The organism is Burkholderia sp. Ap-955 (assembly GCF_011753045.1).
Taxonomy (GTDB): Bacteria; Pseudomonadota; Gammaproteobacteria; order Burkholderiales; family Burkholderiaceae; genus Burkholderia; species Burkholderia lata_D.
Genome location: NZ_VWWH01000014.1, coordinates 99692 through 118500, shown reverse-complemented (window position 1 = coordinate 118500; position 18809 = coordinate 99692). Strand labels below are relative to the sequence as shown.

Annotated in this window: 17 protein-coding genes and 1 rRNA gene; 9 read left to right on the top strand and 9 right to left on the bottom strand. The window is 65.3% G+C overall.

Annotation, left to right across the window (positions count from 1 at the left end; all coding sequences use genetic code 11):
• Positions 1 to 13: 13 nt before the first annotated feature.
• Positions 14 to 126 (top strand): 5S ribosomal RNA (rrf, locus tag F3J15_RS11290).
• 137 nt (positions 127 to 263) lie between these two features.
• Here the strand turns inward: rrf and F3J15_RS11285 are convergent.
• The 4 genes from F3J15_RS11285 to F3J15_RS11270 all read right to left on the bottom strand — a co-directional run bounded on the left by F3J15_RS11285 (position 264) and on the right by F3J15_RS11270 (position 2290).
• Entirely contained in the window at positions 264 to 980 is a 717-nt protein-coding gene (locus F3J15_RS11285) for a class I SAM-dependent methyltransferase (RefSeq protein WP_166890829.1), read from the bottom strand.
• Between the two features lie 105 nt (positions 981 to 1085).
• Complete coding sequence (locus tag F3J15_RS11280) at positions 1086 to 1382, bottom strand: 4Fe-4S dicluster domain-containing protein (protein ID WP_166890826.1); 297 nt, start codon at positions 1380 to 1382, stop codon at positions 1086 to 1088.
• Between the two features lie 2 nt (positions 1383 to 1384).
• On the bottom strand, positions 1385 to 1693 hold the full coding sequence (locus F3J15_RS11275; protein ID WP_039343153.1) for a hypothetical protein: 309 nt from the start codon (positions 1691 to 1693) through the stop codon (positions 1385 to 1387).
• Positions 1694 to 1705: 12 nt separating this feature from the next.
• On the bottom strand, positions 1706 to 2290 hold the full coding sequence (locus F3J15_RS11270; RefSeq protein WP_166890823.1) for a sigma-70 family RNA polymerase sigma factor: 585 nt from the start codon (positions 2288 to 2290) through the stop codon (positions 1706 to 1708).
• Between the two features lie 533 nt (positions 2291 to 2823).
• Between F3J15_RS11270 and F3J15_RS11265 the strand changes: the two genes are divergently transcribed.
• The gene (locus tag F3J15_RS11265) at positions 2824 to 4653 is read left to right on the top strand and encodes a methyl-accepting chemotaxis protein (RefSeq protein WP_069249949.1); all 1830 of its coding nucleotides are present in this window, start codon (positions 2824 to 2826) and stop codon (positions 4651 to 4653) included.
• 49 nt (positions 4654 to 4702) lie between these two features.
• Here the strand turns inward: F3J15_RS11265 and F3J15_RS11260 are convergent, their stop codons facing one another.
• The 3 genes from F3J15_RS11260 to F3J15_RS11250 all read right to left on the bottom strand — a co-directional run bounded on the left by F3J15_RS11260 (position 4703) and on the right by F3J15_RS11250 (position 6342).
• A complete protein-coding gene (locus F3J15_RS11260; protein WP_166890820.1) occupies positions 4703 to 5167 on the bottom strand; it encodes a GNAT family N-acetyltransferase in 465 nt (154 codons plus the stop codon).
• Positions 5168 to 5278: 111 nt separating this feature from the next.
• A complete protein-coding gene (locus F3J15_RS11255) occupies positions 5279 to 5650 on the bottom strand; it encodes a nuclear transport factor 2 family protein (protein WP_166890817.1) in 372 nt (123 codons plus the stop codon).
• Between the two features lie 92 nt (positions 5651 to 5742).
• Entirely contained in the window at positions 5743 to 6342 is a 600-nt protein-coding gene (locus F3J15_RS11250) for a hypothetical protein (RefSeq protein WP_166890814.1), read from the bottom strand.
• Positions 6343 to 6726: 384 nt separating this feature from the next.
• Between F3J15_RS11250 and F3J15_RS11245 the strand changes: the two genes are divergently transcribed.
• The 3 genes from F3J15_RS11245 to F3J15_RS11235 all read left to right on the top strand — a co-directional run bounded on the left by F3J15_RS11245 (position 6727) and on the right by F3J15_RS11235 (position 11391).
• Positions 6727 to 8232, top strand: a complete 1506-nt coding sequence (locus tag F3J15_RS11245) for an aldehyde dehydrogenase (RefSeq protein WP_166890811.1) — start codon at positions 6727 to 6729, stop codon at positions 8230 to 8232.
• An 81-nt stretch (positions 8233 to 8313) separates the two neighbouring features.
• Entirely contained in the window at positions 8314 to 9705 is a 1392-nt protein-coding gene (locus F3J15_RS11240; RefSeq protein WP_166890808.1) for an aspartate aminotransferase family protein, read from the top strand.
• Between the two features lie 300 nt (positions 9706 to 10005).
• On the top strand, positions 10006 to 11391 hold the full coding sequence (locus F3J15_RS11235; RefSeq protein ID WP_166890806.1) for a cytosine permease: 1386 nt from the start codon (positions 10006 to 10008) through the stop codon (positions 11389 to 11391).
• Positions 11392 to 11439: 48 nt separating this feature from the next.
• Here the strand turns inward: F3J15_RS11235 and F3J15_RS11230 are convergent, their stop codons facing one another.
• A complete protein-coding gene (locus F3J15_RS11230) occupies positions 11440 to 12456 on the bottom strand; it encodes an AraC family transcriptional regulator (RefSeq protein WP_166890802.1) in 1017 nt (338 codons plus the stop codon).
• A 144-nt stretch (positions 12457 to 12600) separates the two neighbouring features.
• Between F3J15_RS11230 and F3J15_RS11225 the strand changes: the two genes are divergently transcribed.
• From F3J15_RS11225 to F3J15_RS11215, 3 genes are read left to right on the top strand one after another with little or no spacing between them, the layout of a single operon-like run.
• Positions 12601 to 14268 carry an acyl-CoA synthetase gene (locus tag F3J15_RS11225; protein ID WP_166890799.1) on the top strand — a complete coding sequence of 556 codons (1668 nt, stop codon included), beginning with the start codon at positions 12601 to 12603 and terminating at the stop codon, positions 14266 to 14268.
• A gap of 22 nt (positions 14269 to 14290) precedes the next feature.
• On the top strand, positions 14291 to 15058 hold the full coding sequence (locus tag F3J15_RS11220; RefSeq protein ID WP_166890796.1) for a 3-hydroxyacyl-CoA dehydrogenase: 768 nt from the start codon (positions 14291 to 14293) through the stop codon (positions 15056 to 15058).
• Positions 15059 to 15076: 18 nt separating this feature from the next.
• Complete coding sequence (locus tag F3J15_RS11215; RefSeq protein ID WP_166890793.1) at positions 15077 to 16267, top strand: acetyl-CoA C-acyltransferase; 1191 nt, start codon at positions 15077 to 15079, stop codon at positions 16265 to 16267.
• Between the two features lie 113 nt (positions 16268 to 16380).
• On the opposite strand, the gene F3J15_RS11210 is transcribed toward F3J15_RS11215, so the two are convergent.
• Complete coding sequence (locus tag F3J15_RS11210) at positions 16381 to 17073, bottom strand: TetR/AcrR family transcriptional regulator (RefSeq protein ID WP_166890790.1); 693 nt, start codon at positions 17071 to 17073, stop codon at positions 16381 to 16383.
• Positions 17074 to 17429: 356 nt separating this feature from the next.
• On the opposite strand from F3J15_RS11210, the gene F3J15_RS11205 reads away from it, so the two are divergent.
• Positions 17430 to 18710, top strand: a complete 1281-nt coding sequence (locus F3J15_RS11205) for a Zn-dependent hydrolase (protein ID WP_166890787.1) — start codon at positions 17430 to 17432, stop codon at positions 18708 to 18710.
• Positions 18711 to 18809 lie beyond the last annotated feature (99 nt).

Below are 18809 nucleotides of genomic sequence, written 5' to 3'. Positions count from 1 at the left end.
ACAACCCTCTTTGCCTGATGACCATAGCGAGTCGGTCCCACCCCTTCCCATCCCGAACAGGACCGTGAAACGACTCTACGCCGATGATAGTGCGGATTCCCGTGTGAAAGTAGGTAATCGTCAGGCTCCCTAAGCCAAAAACCCCCGCTCGAAAGGCGGGGGTTTTTGCATTTGCGCGGCAGAAATGCACGGAGGTCCGGGATGGCGACGGGTGTTCTTTATCCCGAGATCCCGTGGAAGAAACGCTTTGCCGGACTCCCCACTCAAGAAACGACGACCGTAAATTCGACTCCCGATTCAAAGTCCAGGGTCATGCTCGAAAACCGTGGGTCGTTATCGAGGTAGTGCTTGTACGGTCGAACGGCGTCCTCTGCCGTGTACATGTTGTCGGCCAGTACGACCGATCCCGGGCGCAGCAGGCGCTCGATCTGCCTGAACAGTTTCAGGTAGGCGTCGGCCCATACATCGATGAACACCATGTCGAAAGTGCCGTCCAGTTCGGCGACGGTCTCGAATACGTCGCCCTCCCGCATGTCGACATAGGCGTCCAGGCCCGCCGTCCCGACGTGATCGCGCAAGCGTGTGAACTTGAGCGCATCGCATTCGGTCGCGACGACCACGCCACGGCCCAGCGTGCGTAACGCCTCGGCGAAATACAGCGTGGATACGCCGCATGAACTGCCGAGTTCAAGGATTCTGGCCGGTCGTTGCGAGAGCACCATGTTGCGCAAGAATCCGCCCGTTTCCGGCGACACGGCCAACGATAGCGGACTGCCTTCGGGGGAATCGAAGTCGTCGCTGGACAGCCCGAACGTTTCGAGAAACCGCCCTCGCAGACGGGGAGCGATCGCTTCGTATTCCTCGGCTAACGACAGAAAATCCTCGTTTGATCCCTGGAACTGCGCACGGGCGCGGGCGACGATTTCGGTCCGGCTCTCTTCGTGGAGCCGCTGCAGAAGGGCAATGGTGGGTGAAGTCATGTGCGTTCCTTGACGCGATTGATCCGATCGACGATGTATCCAACGACAGCCTCTCCCGCCAGGGCTTTTGCGCTGTCGCTCGATATCGGCGATACATGGATGTTGCTATGCCGTTCGGGCGAGCGTGATTGCGCGTTCGGGGCACGCCGTCACACACAGTCCGCATGACCGGCACGCGTACGCATTCGGCGTATAGGCGACCTTCATTCCATGCACGCGCTGCTTCAGGCGATGAATCAGATCAAGGCCGAGGTAATCGACTTTGTCGATGCGCCGGATCTCGAACACGTTCTCGGGGCAAACGGCAACACAATCCCCTTTGCCTTCGCAACGTTTCAGATCGACGACCGGCGCAATCACACCCGGCTTCTGTTTGCAGTCGCCCGTTGATTTTTCGCGCACGTTCACTCTCCCGTGGGCCGGTTGCTGCCGGATCGCCACGCGGTCCGGAAATGTTCGCGTTCCTCGGGGGTCATGGACTCCCACTTGCGCCAGTGGCGTCGACCGCGCCAGCCGTGATGTCCACGGAATCCACCAAACAGGATGCGGCTCAACACGAGCAGGCCCAGCGCATGGGCGAAGTCGATCGTACGGGCGCCGACGAATAGCGCCGGAATCACCCAGTTCCATAACATCATGACGACCCATCCGAGCACGCCTATCGCGATCAACACGAGAAGCGCCTTGCCTGCACATCTGATTCGGAAATTCATCTGTCGATTCCTCTAGGTGTTATCCAGTTCTTCATAAATGGGCTGCAGTCGGGCACGCAGATGCAGGACCGCATAGCGTTTGCGAGCGAGCAGCGTATTGAGCGCGACACCGCTATGCGCGGCCATTTCCTTGAAGGACTGACCTTCCAGCTCGTGTGCGATAAATACCTCACGCTGATTCGTCGGCAACTCGTCGAGCGCATCCTGCAAGGCCTTGAGCACCAGCGAGCGCGCGTAGCGTGCTTCGGGGCCCGCATCATGCGCCGGTAGCGCAAGGTCCAGGCGATACTCACCGTTTGCGTCATCGTCGACCTCGGACAGATCGGTCAGCGGCTGCTCCTTCTTTTTGCGAAAACGGTCAACGATGCGATTGCGCGCGGCACGGAAAAGCCACGCGCTTGCCTGCTCGATTGGCGCAGGAAGTCGATACGCCTGTACGAATTCGTGAAACACATCCTGCAGGATGTCCTCGGCATCGTCCGGGTCGCGAATCCGACGCCGGATGAAATTCACTAGCCTCGATCGTTCACGCATCACTGTCGCTGTGATGTCGCGGTCTGGGTCGGTCATCGTGTGCGAAGTGGGTGGCGATTCCATGCGCTTGAAGACGTTTCAGGCGCGCGAATATTGTGGCGAGAGCAAAGAAATCTGCTGCTGAACGCGTCGGCCTTGCGGTAATACCCTTTATCGCCGGCTAAGCCGGGAGTGCACATATCGTCGGCGGCTCGTCAAACACGCGTGCCGGAGGGGGCAATACCTGATCCCGTCTGTCGGCTTCAACATGCTGAACGCGATGTCTTCGCGCCGCCGCCCATGCGGAAGTCGACCGGATCGCGATGCAGATGGACCTTCAACCCTTCGGCGAACCGGAACATGGCAACCTTCCGGGTATCCGGACGAGCGTTGCCAGTTCATCAGGGCTCCCCTCTACGAGCCCCAGTCAGTCCCCGCGGTATCCGATCTTGCCGGATCGGCATGTCCGTCTTCGACTCCACGGTTCTGCCGATCCGTTGCTCACACTGGTCTGGCCAGTCAGGCCTTAAGTTCCCGCAACCGCGGTCGTTAAACAGGACGTTGCCTGTTTTTGGCGACCCCATTCATATAACGCGGTAACGGAGATCGAAGTCATCATGTTGTCCTCGATTCGTGCACGGATACTCGCGACCTGCGTCGCCATCGTGGTAACGGCGCTGGCCGTCACAGGCGGCCTGGTCTATTACGTCGTCAAGCAACACAACGACGAGGCAATCGACCAGAATCACAAGTCGATCCTCGCCGGGCACGCGCTGGCGATCAATGAATGGGTGGCCAGCAGAGGCCGGGAAACCCAGGCCCTTGCAGACACGATCGCGATCGGCGAGGGCGACCCGCTGCCGGCGCTGAAGTTGCTTGGCAAGTCGGGCGGCTTCGAGGTGCTGACGCTCGGCCTGCCGGACAAGACCGCGTTCTCGAACGTGCCGCTCGCGCCTGGCTACGACCCGACCGCACGTCCGTGGTACAAGCAGGCCGTCAGCGCCGGCAGCCTGGTCGTGACGGCACTCTACCGTGATGCAACGACCGGCAAGCCCGCTGTTGCGTTCGCGGTACCCGTGGTGCGCGACGGCACCGTGAAGGGGGTGCTGGCCGCCAGCCTGTTCATGGAGAGCGTGAGCTCGATCGTGACCTCGGTACACCCGACACCCGCGAGCTTCGCATTTCTGGTGGACAAGAGCGGACGCGTGATCGCGTCGGCCAAGACCGACCTGATCATGAAGCCGGCAACCGGTCTTTCGCCGGCACTCGACGCCGACCACCTCGGCGCGCTGCAAACCGCGTCCGAGCCCGTCGCGGTCGACATCGACGGCGCCACCAAGCTGGTGCGGGCCCAGCCGATCGCCGGTACCGATTGGTCCCTCGTGCTCGCGCTCGACAAGGCGGACGTGACGGCCGGCATGCGCGCGGTCGCGACGACGACGCTGGCGGCGATCCTGATCGTTGCCGTGATCGCGGCCGCGCTCGTCGGTGCGATGACGAACGCGGCTTTCAAGCGCATCCTGCTGGTGCGCGACGCGCTGACGGATGTGTCGACCGGCAGCGGCGACCTGACGAAACGCCTGCCTGCCGACGGCGCGGACGAAGCCGCGCAGATCGCGCATGCGTTCAACCTGTTCGCCGAAAAGATCAGTACGATCCTGCTGCAGATTCGCGAGTTCAGCGAATCCGTCAACCTCGCGAGCGCCGAGATCGCGCAGGGCAACCAGGACCTGTCCGGCCGGACCGAACACGCAGCATCGAGCTTGCAGGAAACCGCCGCCGCGCTCGAGGAAATCGCCGGCACGGCCCGCAATTCCGCCGATGCCGCGAGCCAGGTGAGCCGTCTGGCGGAATCGGCGTCGGACGTCGCGGTGCGCGGCGGCACGGTCGTCAGCGAGGTCGTCTCGACGATGAACGAGATCACGCAGGCGTCGAGCGAGATCGCCAACATCGTCGGCGTGATCGACGGCATCGCGTTCCAGACCAACATTCTCGCGTTGAACGCTGCCGTCGAGGCCGCACGTGCGAACGAGCACGGCCGGGGCTTCGCGGTCGTCGCGGGCGAGGTGCGTGCGCTCGCGCAGCGCAGCGCGCAGGCCGCCAAGGAAATCAAGCAGTTGATTCACTCGTCGGTCGAGAAGATCGAGGGGGGCTCGGGACTCGTCCAGACGGCAGGTACGACGATGAACGAAATCGTCGAGGGCGTGCGCAGCATCACGAGCGTGATTGCGGAAATTACCGTCGCTGCCAAGGAGCAGAGCACGGGGCTCGAGCAGGTGAATCAGGCGGTGTCGCATCTCGACAATGCGACGCAGCAGAACGCGGCGCTCGTCGAGCAGTCCGCGGCGGCCGCGACGTTGCTGCGCGAGCAGGCCGCGAGGCTCGCGCAGACGGTCGGCGAGTTCAAGCTCGAGGACCGCCGTGCGATGACGTTGCAGTCAGCCTGAGAAGGGGCGATACGGGTGCGTCCGGCGGCGGTGCCGACGGACGTTGCAATCAGATCGTGATCCTCAAGATCGGGAAGAACCTGCCCGGGACGACGCGCGATTCCTTTTCGCCGATTTTTTCAGCGCCGAGCGCCAGATAGAACGGAAGCGCATTGGGGTCCGCTTCGATCACGAAGCTTCTGATCCCTCTCGCGGCGCTTTCCCTGCGGACCTCTTGCCACAGTGCCCGGGCGATACCGCGGCCCATGTGGTCGGGATGGACGAACAGCCATCCGGGCGTCGGGCGATCCGATTCCGATGACGCCCTCACCCAGAACCCGATGATTGCTTCGCCGGATTCCGCAACGTATCCGATCGACCCGTCGATCGTCTCCGGCGCAATCGTGAGATCGCTCTGCCACAAGTCGAGCCAGTCCTGCGGATAGCCCCAGTGTGCCTTCGAAATGCGAGCCAGTCGCGTGAGTGCGTCCGCGTCCGCGGTACGGGCAGCGCGTACGGTGAATGCTTGGTGCATCTCGTCTCCCGTGATGGTCGACGCCTTCGTCGGGGTGTCGCCCGGCTCGCCTCGACTCAACGCCGGATTCGCGGGGCTTGCCGAGTCGAAGGAACGTCGCGCTCGACGCGGCTACGCGACCTGCGATGCATGCCCGGCGACGACGCGCCAGCCGGAGGATGATCGGCGCCAGAGCCGAGTATAGGCAAACGTGCCGTCGAACGCCGTGCCGTCGAAATGGCCGGTGAGTATCGCCTTCGTCGTGGTCAGGATCATCTCGTCGATCGCGCATGCGCGCGTTTCCTGCACATCGAGTCTGTCGAGGCGCAGCAGCTTCGCGCGATGGGTCGCCAGGTCGTCCTCCTTCGAGATGACCTGTCCGGTCGGAACGGTGAACACCAGGTCGTCGTCCAGCAACGCATCGAGCGCTGCGACATCGTTGGCCAGCATCGCGACACGAAGCGCGGCTTCGCTGGGTTCGATGGCTGTACGGATTGCATCCATTTCAGGGCCTCGCATCGTCTCTGAAGGTTTGTGGTTCAGCTCCTAGCGGCGAGCAACAGCAGCAACGAAGATACCGCACCGAAGGATACCGTCTACCGTGCGTTCGATAGCGATTGACGCCGAACGAGCATCACCACGCAGACGCCGATCGACGCGATGACGTTGACGGCCGGATAGAACGCGACCGCGACGCTCCACGTGCTCAACGCCAGCAACGCCAGCGCGTACTTGAACACGCACAGCCCGAAATACGCGAGGCTCTCGCTCCACGGATCGCGGATCGTCTTGCGGACGGTCGGGCCGAGGCCGGCCAGCTCGATCAGTGTGACCAGACAGATCGAGATCGTCGGGTCGTCGGTCAGCATCCACAGCGGAATGGCCGACAGGGCCGCGACCAGGAAAAGCCAGTCGATGCGTGTCCAGCCGCGTTCGCCGCGAAAGATGCTCGCCACCAGCGTCAGAAAGCAGGTAACGGCAATGGCTGCCGTGCACCACGCGGACGGCCCGGCACCCGCGACGAACTGGCCGGCAGCCGCGATCGCCGTGACGACCGACCACACGAGCCATGTGAACAGATGCGGACGAACCGTGCGCCGGTAGATTGCGAGCGCATACGGAATCGCCGCCAGCAAGGACACGGCCGTTCCGATCACGCCAAAGATCGAAGCGGCGCCCTGATCGACACTCATCATCGATGCACCCTCGTTCGCGCAGGCCGACCAGTATGTGGTCGGACGGGCCGGGGCGCAATGGCGTACCGGCCAGGTGTCGTCGCGGATGACACGTCGACTCTCATCGGAAAGCCGATGCGATCACACGCAAAACAAACGGCACCGGGATTGCGACGCGGCAGGAAAACCCACTGCACGACCGCGGAATGAATAGAAATAACCTCTTCAATGAGAAGAAAAACTGTTCTTTCGAATCTCATTTTGATGACCGACAGTTTGCCAACCGGACGACTGCGGCGATGCGCGGCGGTCATGGGCATCGGCCGTGCCCGCTGGGTCTTTCGTCGGGTCGAGTTCAGGTGGAGAACAACGCATAAACGCCTGGTCGTCAAAACGGAGTCTTGAATGAACCCAACTTCAGCAGAAAATCGTCAGCACGCGGACTGGAGACGTCTCGCGGTGCAAGTGGTCCCGAGAACGCTCGCGCATATCGGCGGCCGCGGCGTGCCGGCCCGAAGCGGCCGGACGTTCGCCGCGATCAATCCGGCGACGGAGGCCGTCATTGCGGAAGTCGCGTCGTGCGATGCACCGGACGTCGACGACGCAGTGCGTGCCGCGCGTCACGCGTTCGAATCCGGCGTCTGGTCACGTTGCGCACCGGCAGAGCGCAAGCGCGTGCTTTGCCGGCTTGGCGAACTCATCGCATCGCACGGTGCGGAGCTCGCGCTGCTCGACTCGCTCAACATGGGCAAGCGCGTGGCGGACGCGTTCAGCATCGACGTGCCGGCCGCGGGCGGCCTGTTCAGCTGGTACGGCGAAGCCGTCGACAAACTGCATGGCGAAGTCGCGTCGACGGACCCCGGCAACCTCGCGGTCGTCACGCGCGAACCGTTGGGCGTGGTGGGCGCCGTGGTGCCGTGGAATTTTCCGCTCGACATGGTCGCGTGGAAGGTCGCGCCGGCGCTGGCGGCCGGCAACAGCGTCGTGCTGAAGCCGGCGGAACAATCGCCGCTGTCGGCATTGCGTCTCGCGGAACTGGCGCTCGAGGCCGGCCTGCCGCCGGGCGTGCTGAACGTCGTGCCGGGCTACGGCGAGACGGCGGGGCGTGCGCTCGGGCTGCATCCCGACGTGGACGTGTTCGCCTTCACGGGATCAACGGCCGTCGGCAAGAAATTCCTCGAGTACGCCGCGCAGTCGAACATGAAGCAGGTGTGGCTCGAGTGCGGCGGCAAGAGCCCGAACCTGGTCTTCGACGATACGGACGATCTCGACCTGGCCGCACGCAAGGCGTGCTTCGGCATTTTCTTCAACCAGGGCGAGGTGTGTTCCGCCAACTCGCGGCTGCTGGTCCAGCGTTCGATTCACGATGCATTCGTTGACCGGCTGGTTGCGCATGCCGCCGCGTTCATGCCGGGTGATCCGCTCGATCCGGCGAGCGGGATGGGCGCCATCGTCGACGAGCAGCAGCATCGGCGCGTGCGCGAGTGGATCGCACGCGGCCGCGATAGCGCGACGCTCGCGATCGGTGGAGGCGCGCCGCGCGTCGACGGCAAGGGCTACTTCATCGAGCCGACGATCTTCATCGACGTGAAGCACGACGACGCCATCGCACGCGAGGAGATCTTCGGGCCGGTGCTGTCGGTGATGGCGTTCGACACCGAGGACGAGGCCGTCCGGCTCGCGAACGACTCGATCTATGGGCTGGCCGCGTCGCTCTGGACCGGCAGCCTGTCGCGTGCGCACCGTGTATCGGGGCGGCTGCGTGCCGGCACGGTGTCCGTCAACACGGTCGATGCGCTGAGCGCGCAGACGCCGTTCGGCGGGTTCCGCCAGTCGGGCTTCGGCCGCGATCTTTCGCTGCATGCGATCGACAAGTACACGGGCCTCAAGACGACCTGGATCAGTTACTGATTCGACGCGGCAGGCCGCACGCGGTTGCGCCGCGCAACACGACAACGCTTTTTATCCACAAAACGAACCGGAGACTCGCCCATGAATGCGCCCAACTTTCCGCATCGTACGACGCAAGACTATCAACGCAGCGACGCCGCGCATCACCTGCACGCATTCGTCGACCAGAAGGCGCTGAACGAGGAAGGCGCGCGCGTGATGGTGCGCGGCGAAGGTGTCCATCTATGGGACAACGACGGCAACCGCTACCTGGACGGCATGTCCGGGCTGTGGTGCACGAACGTCGGCTATGGGCGGCCGGAGCTGGTCGACGCCGCCGCGCGGCAGATGAAGGAACTGTCCTACTACAACATGTTCTTTCATACGACGCACCCATCGGTGATCGAACTGTCGGAGCGGCTGTTCGCGTTGCTCGGCAATCGCTTCAGTCACGTGGTGTATACCAATTCGGGATCCGAATCGAATGAAGTGCTGATTCGCACCGTGCGGCGGTTCTGGGACGTGATAGGCAAGCCGCAGAAGAAGGTACTGATCGGCCGCGTGAACGGCTATCACGGCTCGACGGTGGGGAGCGCGTCGCTGGGTGGCATGGCGTTCATGCATGAAATGGGCGACCTGCCGATTCCGAACATCACGCACGTGGACGAACCGTACTGGTACGCGAACGGCGGTGACCTGAGCCCCGAGGCATTCGGCAAGCAGGCGGCGCTGTCGCTCGAGCGCAAGATCCTGGAGATCGGTGCGGACCGCGTGGCCGCGTTCGTCGCGGAGCCGTTCCAGGGCGCGGGCGGGATGATTTTTCCGCCGGACGGCTACTGGCAGGAGATCGAGCGCATCTGCCGTCAGTATGACGTGCTGCTCTGCGCGGACGAGGTGATCGGCGGCTTCGGCCGCACCGGCGAGTGGTTCGCGCACCGTCACTTCGGCTTCGAACCGGACCTGATCTGCATGGCCAAGGGGCTGACCTCGGGCTACGTGCCGATGGGCGGGCTGATCATGAGCCGGCGCGTCGGCGATGCGCTGGTCGACAAGGGGGGCGTCTACGCGCACGGGCTGACCTATTCGGGGCACCCGGTCGCGGCCGCCGTCGCACTGGCCAACCTCGACGTGCTCGAGCGCGAAGGCCTCGTCGAGCGGACGAAGACGGATACCGGGCCGTACCTGCAGAAGGCGCTGCGCGATGCGTTCGGTAACCATCCGCTCGTCGGCGAAATCCAGGGCGTGGGCGCGGTCGGCGCGATCCAGTTCGCGAAGAACAAGGCGACGCGCGAGCGCTTTGCGAACGAGGCCGACCTGACCTGGCACAGCCGGACCGTCGGGTTCGAACTCGGCGCGATCGTGCGTTCGACGAACGGCCGACTGATCGTTGCACCGCCGCTGGTGATCGATCATGCGCAAATCGATGAACTGGTCGACACGATGCGCAAGGCCGTGGATGCCACCGCGCGTGAAGTGCTCGGGATCGACTGCTGACGAGGTGAGCGGCGCGCTTTCGTCCGATGAGCGTCGGGCGCAAGCGCGCCAAACCACAGGATCCGGTTCGGAGACGAGTCGACTGCGCGCGGCCACCGGAGTGGCAATCCGGCAGAGCGAAGACCGGGTATCGTGGGCGATGGTCGCAATAAAGCGATGTTCCGCCGGCTGCTTATTGATAAGGAATGCAAATGGTATAGTCGGCGGATCGAAGCGCGCACGCTTTGAGCCAGCCACGTATTCCTGGTCACCCTTCAATCCCCGAATCCACGAACATCACAACAGAAACAAGGAGACGAAATGAGTCAGGGCGAGTCCATTGCTCATCTCGAGGAAAGCACCATCCAGCCGATTCCGCTCACCGAGCGGCACGGCAGCGCGAAGGACCTGTTCACGATCTGGTTCGGGTCGAACATCATGATGCTGACGATCGTCACCGGATCGCTCGCGACCACGGTGTTCAAGCAGCCGTTCTGGTGGGCGGCGCTCGCCACGCTCGTCGGCAGCCTGATCGGCGCGGTCTTCATGGCGCTGCATTCCGCGCAGGGGCCGCAGCTCGGCGTGCCGCAGATGATCCAGACCCGCGGGCAGTTCGGGTCGTTCGGCGCGCTGCTCGTGGTCGGGCTGGTCGTCGTGATGTATGTGGGCTTCTTCGCATCGAACTGCGTGTTCGGCGGGCAGGCGCTGCACAGCCTGAGCACCGGCATTCCGCTCGATGCGGGCGTCGTGGTGATCGGCCTGATCAGCCTGCTCGGATCGATCTACGGCTACAAGCTGATCCACGCGTATGCGCGGCTTTTGAGCTGGTGCTCGGGCAGCGTGCTCGTGCTGGCGTTCGTGTGGATCATCTTCGTGCACGGATTGCCCGCCGATACATTCTCGAAGCATTCGCTGAACCTGTCGGGCTTCCTGGGCGCGATGTCGGTCGCCGCGCTGTGGCAGATCGCCTATGCGCCTTACGTGTCGGACTATTCGCGCTACCTGCCGCCCGATACCGGGCCGCGCACGGCGTTCTGGTCGAGTTACTGGGGCTGCGTGCTCGGCTCGTTCTTCCCGATGCTGCTCGGTTGCCTGGTGGGGCTCGCGACGCCCGACGGCAATGTCGTGAGCGGCCTCACGGGCCTCACGCAAGGGATCAGCGTGCTCGTGATCGTCGTGCTGTCGTTCGGCATCGCGGCCAGCAATGCGATGGAACTGTATTGCGGTGCGCTGTCGGCCATCACCGTGCTGCAGACGCTCTTCCCGTCGTGGTCGGGCAAGGCGCGTGCGCGGGCGATTACCGCGATCGTCCTGTGCGGCATCGCGCTCGCGATCGCGCTGTTCGGGCAGGACAATTTCCTCGCCGGCTACACGAACTTCATCCTGCTGCTGCTGTACGTGCTCGTTCCGTGGACCGCGATCAACCTCGTCGACTACTACCTCGTCTGTCACGGCGAGTACGACGTAGATTCGTTCTTCCGGCAGGACGGCGGCATCTACGGACGCTTCAATACGATCGCCGTTGGCTCGTATTTCATCGGTATCGTCGCGCAGGCGCCGTTCATGGCGACCGATCTCTATACGGGAGAGCTGGCGAGCCGGCTCGGCGGCGCGGACGTGTCGTGGATCGTCGGTTTGTCGCTGACGTCGCTCGTCTACTACGCGGGGTGCAAGCTGTTCTCGCGGCCGTTGCAGGGCGTCGCGTGAGCGTTTCCGTGCCGGCCGGGCATGCAGTGTTGAAGACAGCCCGCCGCATCATCCGCTCGCCACCCCCGGCTCCTCCGCCGCATGCACGTCCCGCCGGAACGCACCCGGGCTCGTGCCCGTCCATTTCCGGAATGCGCGATGAAACGCGCTCGGCTCGGTGAACCCGAGCTCGGCCGCGATCTCCGCGACACTGAGCGCATGCCCGCGCAGCAGCGACTGGGCCAACGCACCGCGCAGCTCGTCCTTGATTGCCGCGAAGCTTTGCCCTTCGCTGCGCAGACGCCGTCGCAGCGTCGCGGGCGTCGTGCCGAGGCGCACGGCCAGCGTATCGAAGTCGGGCCACTCCGCGGCCGGCAGCGTCTTCAGCTGCGCGCGCGTCTTCGCGACCCAGCCCGTATCGTGCCGGTAGCGGACCAGCAGGTTGCCGGGCGCGCCGCGCAGGAAGGTCTTCAGTGCCTGCTCGGAGCGGATCGTCGGCAGCGCGAGGTACGCGGCATTGAACGCAAGCCGGCTGTCGGGCCGGTCGAAATGCACGGGCACGCCGAAGAACTGGTGATAGTCGCTGCGCTGGTCGGGGCTCGGGCACGCGAAGTCGATGCGCTGCAGCGGGATGCGCCGGCCGATCAGCCAGCACGCGACACCGAGCAGGATCAGCCAGAACGTCCGGTACGCGAACGCCGGATAGGGCGCGCCCGTCTGTGTCAGCACGATCTGCGCCTGTCCATCGGCCACGACGAGCTCGCCATGCGGCTCGTCCAGCACCACGCGCAGGAACTGCAGCGCGCGCCGCAGCGCCTTGTCGAGCGTGCCGGCGTGCAGCACCGCATGGCACAGCAGCGTGAAGCTGCCGCGCCGCATCGGGCGCGCGGCGAGCCCGAAGAATTCGTCGTCGAGCGCACCGGCGATCGCGAGCCACAGCCGGCCGTACTGCTGCGGCGTGACGGGCTCGCGTACGACGGCCGGCAGGCCGGCGGCACGCAGCACGGCTTCCGTCGGAAGGCCTTGCCGGCGCAGGCACGCGAGCGCGTCGTCGACGAAATCCGGCGAAATCATCTGCGGCCCCATTTTCCTGCATCCTCCCAACATGGCAAAAGCGATCACGATTCTAGATTCTGTTTGTCATTGATTGCAATGTACGGGCTGTCTACTATCGAACTATCCCCGTCGCGCCCCTGGCTCGCCGGCGGCCATAACGCACAGGAGACACGCATGTCTGATGGAGCTACCGCCCGCGCGGTGCCGGCCTACGCCGACGCCGTGGCCCGGTTCAGTATCGAGACCGCCGCGCAGCAACTGCACGGCGACCTGGAGCGCGGCCTGAACGCGTGCGTGGAATGCTGCGACCGGTACGCATCGGCGGATGCGATCGCGCTCGACTGGATCGACGCCGGCGGGCAGCACCACCGCTACACGTTTGCGCAGATGAAGGCGCTGTCGGCGCGCGTCGCGAACCTGCTGGTCGCGCAGGGCGTGAAGCCGGGCGACGTGGTGGCAGGCCTGTTGCCGCGCACGCCGGAACTCGTCGCGACGATCCTCGGCACGTGGCGCGCGGGCGCCGTCTACCAGCCGCTGTTCACCGCATTCGGCCCGAAAGCGATCGAGCACCGGCTGCGCATGAGCGACGCGCGCCTGGTCGTGACCAACGTCGCGAATCGCGCGAAGCTCGACGAGATCGCCGGCTGCCCGCGCGTTGCGACGGTGCGCGAGCCGGGCGAGACACTGCCCGAAAACGACATCGATTTCCGCGCGGCGCTCGACGCGCAGTCCGACTCGTTCGAGCCGGTGCTGCGCAAGGGCACGGACCTGTTCATGATGATGTCGACGTCGGGCACGACGGGTTTGCCGAAGGGCGTGCCGGTGCCGCTGCGCGCGCTGCTCGCGTTCGGTGCGTACATGCGCGAGGCGGTGGACCTGCGTGCCGGCGACCGGTTCTGGAACATCGCCGATCCGGGCTGGGCGTACGGCCTCTATTACGCGATCACGGGCCCGCTGCTGCTCGGCCACGCGACGACGCTCTACGAGGGCGGTTTCACGGTCGACAGCACGTACGACGTGATCGAACGGCTCGGGATCACGAGCCTCGCCGGCTCGCCGACGGCGTACCGGATGCTGATGGCGGCCGGGACGGAAGCGGCGGCGCGTCTGAAGGGCAAGCTGCGCGTGGTCAGCAGCGCGGGCGAACCGCTGAATCCGGAAGTCGTGCGCTGGTTCGACGCGGCGCTCGGCGCGCCGATCTACGATCACTACGGCCAGACCGAACTCGGGATGGTCGTGAACAACCACCATGGCCTCGCGCATGTGGTCCACGCCGGTTCGGCCGGCTTTGCGATGCCCGGCTACCGCGTCGCGGTGCTCGACGACGCGAGCCGCGAGCTCGGCCCCGGCGAGCCGGGCAACCTCGCGATCGACATCGCACGCTCGCCGCTACTGTGGTTCCACGGCTACTGGCGGCAGGACACGCCGGCGATCGCGGGCGGCTATTACCGGACCGGCGACAACGTCGAGCTGGAGCCGGACGGCACCGTGAGCTTCATCGGCCGCGCGGACGACGTGATCACGTCGTCCGGCTACCGGATCGGCCCGTTCGACGTGGAAAGCGCGCTGATCGAGCATCCGGCCGTGAGCGAAGCCGCCGTCATCGGCGTACCCGACGCGGAGCGCACGGAGATCGTCAAGGCGTTCGTCGTGCTGTCGAAAGACTATGACGGCACGCCGGCGCTGGCCGAGGAATTGAGCCAGCACGTGAAGCGGCGGCTGTCCGCTCACGCCTATCCACGCGCGATCGACTTCGTCGACGCGCTGCCGAAAACCCCGAGCGGCAAGATCCAGCGCTTCGTGTTGCGCAAGATGGAAGCCGAGAAGGCCGCTCAACCCTGAACACAACCTGTACGGACTGCGAATGGATATCAAGGATCGCGTTTTTCTGATTACGGGCGCCGGTTCCGGCCTCGGCGCCGCGGTGGCGCGCATGGTGGTCGCGGAAGGCGGCAAGGCCGTGCTGCTGGACGTCAACGAAGAAGCAGGTGCGGGCCTCGCGCACGAGCTTGGCGCGGCTGCACGCTTCGTGAAGACCGACGTGACGAGCGAAGCCGACGGCCAGGCGGCCGTTGCCGCCGCGCGTGACGCGTTCGGCCGCATCGACGCGCTCGTCAACTGCGCAGGCGTCGCGCCGGGCGAGAAGGTGGTGGGCCGAGATGGCCCGCACTCGCTCGACCGCTTCGCACGCGCGGTGTCGATCAATCTGGTCGGCACGTTCAACATGATCCGGCTGGCTGCCAACGCGATGTCGACGCAGGACGCCAATGCGGAAGGCGAGCGCGGCGTGATCGTCAACACGGCGTCGGTCGCGGCGTTCGACGGGCAGATCGGGCAGGCCGCGTATGCGGCATCGAAGAGCGGCGTGGTCGGCATGACGCTGCCGATCGCGCGCGAGCTCGCGCGGTTCGGCATTCGCGTGGTGACGGTCGCGCCGGGCATCTTCGCGACGCCGATGATGGCCGGCATGCCGCAGGACGTGCAGGATGCGCTCGGCAAGAGCGTGCCGTTCCCGCCGCGGCTCGGCCGCCCGGAAGAATTTGCGGCGCTGGTGCGCCACATCGCCGAGAACACGATGCTGAACGGCGAAGTCATCCGTCTCGATGGCGCGTTGCGCATGGCACCGCGCTGACACTGGAGGAAGCGAATCATGACGACTCAGGATCCGATCGTAATCGTTGGAATGGCGCGTACGCCGATGGGTGGTTTTCAGGGCGACCTGGCGGCTGCCAGCGCGAGCGACCTCGGCGCGGTGGCGATTCGCGCGGCGCTCGAGCGCGCGAACGTGCCGGCCGAGCGCATCGATGAAATCGTGTTCGGCTGCGTGCTGCCGGCGGGCCAGGGCCAGGCGCCGGCGCGGCAGGCCGCGCTGAAGGCCGGGCTGCCGCTCGCCGCGGGCGCGACCACGGTCAACAAGATGTGCGGCTCGGGGATGAAGGCCGCGATGTTCGCGCACGACCTGCTGCTGGCGGGCTCGGCAGGCGTGGCCGTCGCGGGCGGGATGGAGAGCATGACGAATGCGCCGTACCTGCTGCCGAAGGCGAGGGCGGGGATGCGCATGGGTCACGGGCAGGTGCTCGATCACATGTTCCTCGACGGGCTCGAGGACGCGTACGAGAAGGGCCGCCTGATGGGCACGTTCGCCGAGGATTGCGCGCAGGCGTACCAGTTCACGCGCGAGGCGCAGGATGCGTTCGCGATCGCATCGCTGACGCGCGCGCAACGGGCGATCGCCGACGGGCATTTCGTGTCGGAAATTGCGCCGGTGACCGTGAAGGCCGGCAAGACAGAAACGGTCGTGTCGATCGACGAACAGCCGGGCAAGGCGAAGCTCGACAAGATCCCGACGCTGAAGGCTGCGTTCCGCGATGGCGGCACGGTGACGGCCGCGAATGCGTCGTCGATCTCGGACGGCGCGGCCGCGCTCGTGATGATGCGCCGCTCGGAAGCCGAGCGCCTCGGCCTCACGCCGAAGGCCGTGATCGTCGGGCATTCGACCTACGCGGACAAGCCGGGCCTGTTCGCGACCGCGCCGATCGGCGCGCTGCGCAAGCTGTCGGAGAAAACCGGCTGGAACCTGCGCGACGTCGACCTGTTCGAGATCAACGAAGCGTTCGCGGTCGTGCCGATGGCCGCGATGCGCGATCTCGACCTGCCGCACGAGAAGGTCAACGTGCATGGCGGCGCGTGCGCGCTTGGGCATCCGATCGGTGCATCGGGTGCGCGCGTGATGGTGACGCTGCTGGCCGCGCTCGAAACCTATCGGATGAAACGCGGCGTCGCATCGCTGTGTATCGGCGGCGGCGAGGCAACGGCCATCGCGATCGAGCGCATCGTGTAACGCATCACGCAGTACATCACGCGTAGTCGGCAAGTGGCGACGCGTACGACGGGTATCGCACGGGAATTACCGGTGCGATACCCGTTTTGCTTATGGCGGATCGCGTGGTCCCGCTACGCCTTCGCGCGCGGCGACACCGCCCCGCACGCACGAAGCACGAGCTGCACGACCTGTTCGGTCTGCTCGTCGTACGCCTTCTGCGTGAACGTCCGCTTGCCGCTCAGCGCGCGGACCTGTGCATCGAAATCCGCGTAGTGCTGCGTGGTTGCCCAGATCAGGTACATCAGCGCATGCGCGTCGATCGGCGCGAGCAGCCCGCGCGCGATCCAGCCGTCGATGACCTTCACGCGCGTATCGAACCACGGCTTCACGCGTTCCGACAGGATGTCCTGCATGTGCTCCGCACCGTGGATGATCTCGTTGGCCCAGACCTTCGAGCCGAGCGGGCGCCGCCGCGACAGCGCCATCTTCGCGCGCACGTAGGCACCGATCGCTTCGACGGGATCGTCGTCGGCCTCGAACGAACCGGCCGCGCGATGCCAGTCCTCGAACAGGTCGTCGAGCACGCGGCGGTACAACGCAAGCTTCGTCGGGAAGTAGTAATGCAGGTTGGCTTTCGGCAGGCCGGCGCGCTCCGCGATCATCGCGGTGCTTGCACCGTCGAGCCCGCGTTCCGCGAACACGGCCTCCGCGCAGGCGAGCAGATGCGCTTCGTTGGACTCGCGGATGTGCGCCTTGCGTCGCCGCAAAGGCGCGGGCGTTTCGTCGCTGTCGGTGGCTTCGGTTGCCGCCTCGTCATGTCTCATCGTTGCCCTCGCGCGGCGGGCGTGCCGCGTTGGGCTTCATTCTAGCCGCTGATTCGCATCGAACGCACGCGTGCTGATCTCGTGCATCCGTCGCCATGCTGCGTTGCGATGGCACGTTTCTCGCTCCATTCATTCACGCAAGAAAGAGATTGATTTGGTGATTTTGATCGTCTAAAACCTGTCCAATCGGACAGGATTCGACGAGCGGCGGAAACCTGTCAACCCGATTCGTCGGACGATCTTCGCGAACGACCGGGGCATGCACCGCGCTTGGGCGGCATTGCCCCAAAACAGGCATGACACGCACCGGCACAGACCGGGCTGACGACATCACCGACCCCACAGGAGCGATACGAATGAACGCGGTATCGGAAACAGTGAAGCGGGCAGCTTTCGACACGTCGATCAAGGTCGACGGCAAGCGGTTGTGGGACAGCCTGATGGAAGTCGCGAAGATTGGCGCGACGCCGAAGGGCGGCGTGTGCCGCCTTGCGCTGACCGATCTCGACAAGGCCGGCCGCGACCTGATCGTCGGCTGGGCGAAGGCCGCCGGCTGCACGGTGACGGTCGATACGATGGGCAACGTGTTCATGCGCCGCGCGGGCCGCGTGGCCGATGCGGCGCCGGTCGTCACGGGCTCGCACGCGGATTCGCAGCCGACGGGCGGCCGCTTCGACGGCATCTACGGCGTGCTCGGCGGCCTCGAGGTGATTCGCAGTCTCAACGATCACGGCATCGAGACCGAGCATCCGGTCGAGGTCGTGATCTGGACCAACGAGGAAGGCTCGCGCTTCGCACCGGCGATGGTAGCGTCGGGCGTGTTCGCGGGGGTGTTTTCGCTCGAATACGGACTGTCGCGCAAGGACGTGGACGGCAAGACGATCGGCGAGGAGCTGGCGCGCATCGGCTACGCGGGTGACGTGCCGTGCGGCGGACGCAAGCTGCACGCGGCGTTCGAACTGCATATCGAACAGGGACCGATTCTCGAAGCGGAATGCAAGACGATCGGCGTCGTAACCGATGCGCAGGGGCAGCGCTGGTACGAGATCACGTTCACCGGCCAGGAAGCGCACGCGGGGCCGACGCCAATGCCGCGGCGGCGCGACGCGCTGCTCGGCGCATCGCGCGTGGTCGATCTCGTCAACCGGATCGGCCTCGATCATGCGCCGTTCGGCTGCGCGACGGTCGGCATGATGCAGGTCTACCCGAACTCGCGCAACGTGATTCCGGGCCGCGTGTTCTTCACCGTCGATTTCCGTCATCCGGACGACGCAGTGCTCGCGAAGATGGATGCCGCATTGCGCGACGGCGTGGCGCGCATCGCGGGCGAGATCGGGCTCGAGACCGATCTCGAGCAGATTTTCTATTACAAGCCGGTCGCGTTCGACGCGGCCTGTGTGGAAGCGGTGCGCAGCGCGGCCGACCGCTTCGGCTTCTCGCATCGCGACATCGTGTCCGGTGCCGGACACGACGCGTGCTACCTCGCGCAGGTCGCACCGACGTCGATGGTGTTCGTGCCGTGTGTCGACGGCATCAGCCACAACGAGATCGAGGACGCGACGCCCGCCTGGATCGAGGCCGGCGCGAACGTGCTGCTGCACGCGATGCTGTCGCGCGCATGCGAGCCGGTTTCATGACGCCGCGACCGTAGCCGCCGGCAGGCTGCTCGACGCCCGATAGCCTGACCGTAGGACGCCTAACAACGACCGCCCCGACTGTGCATTCGCAGCCGGCGG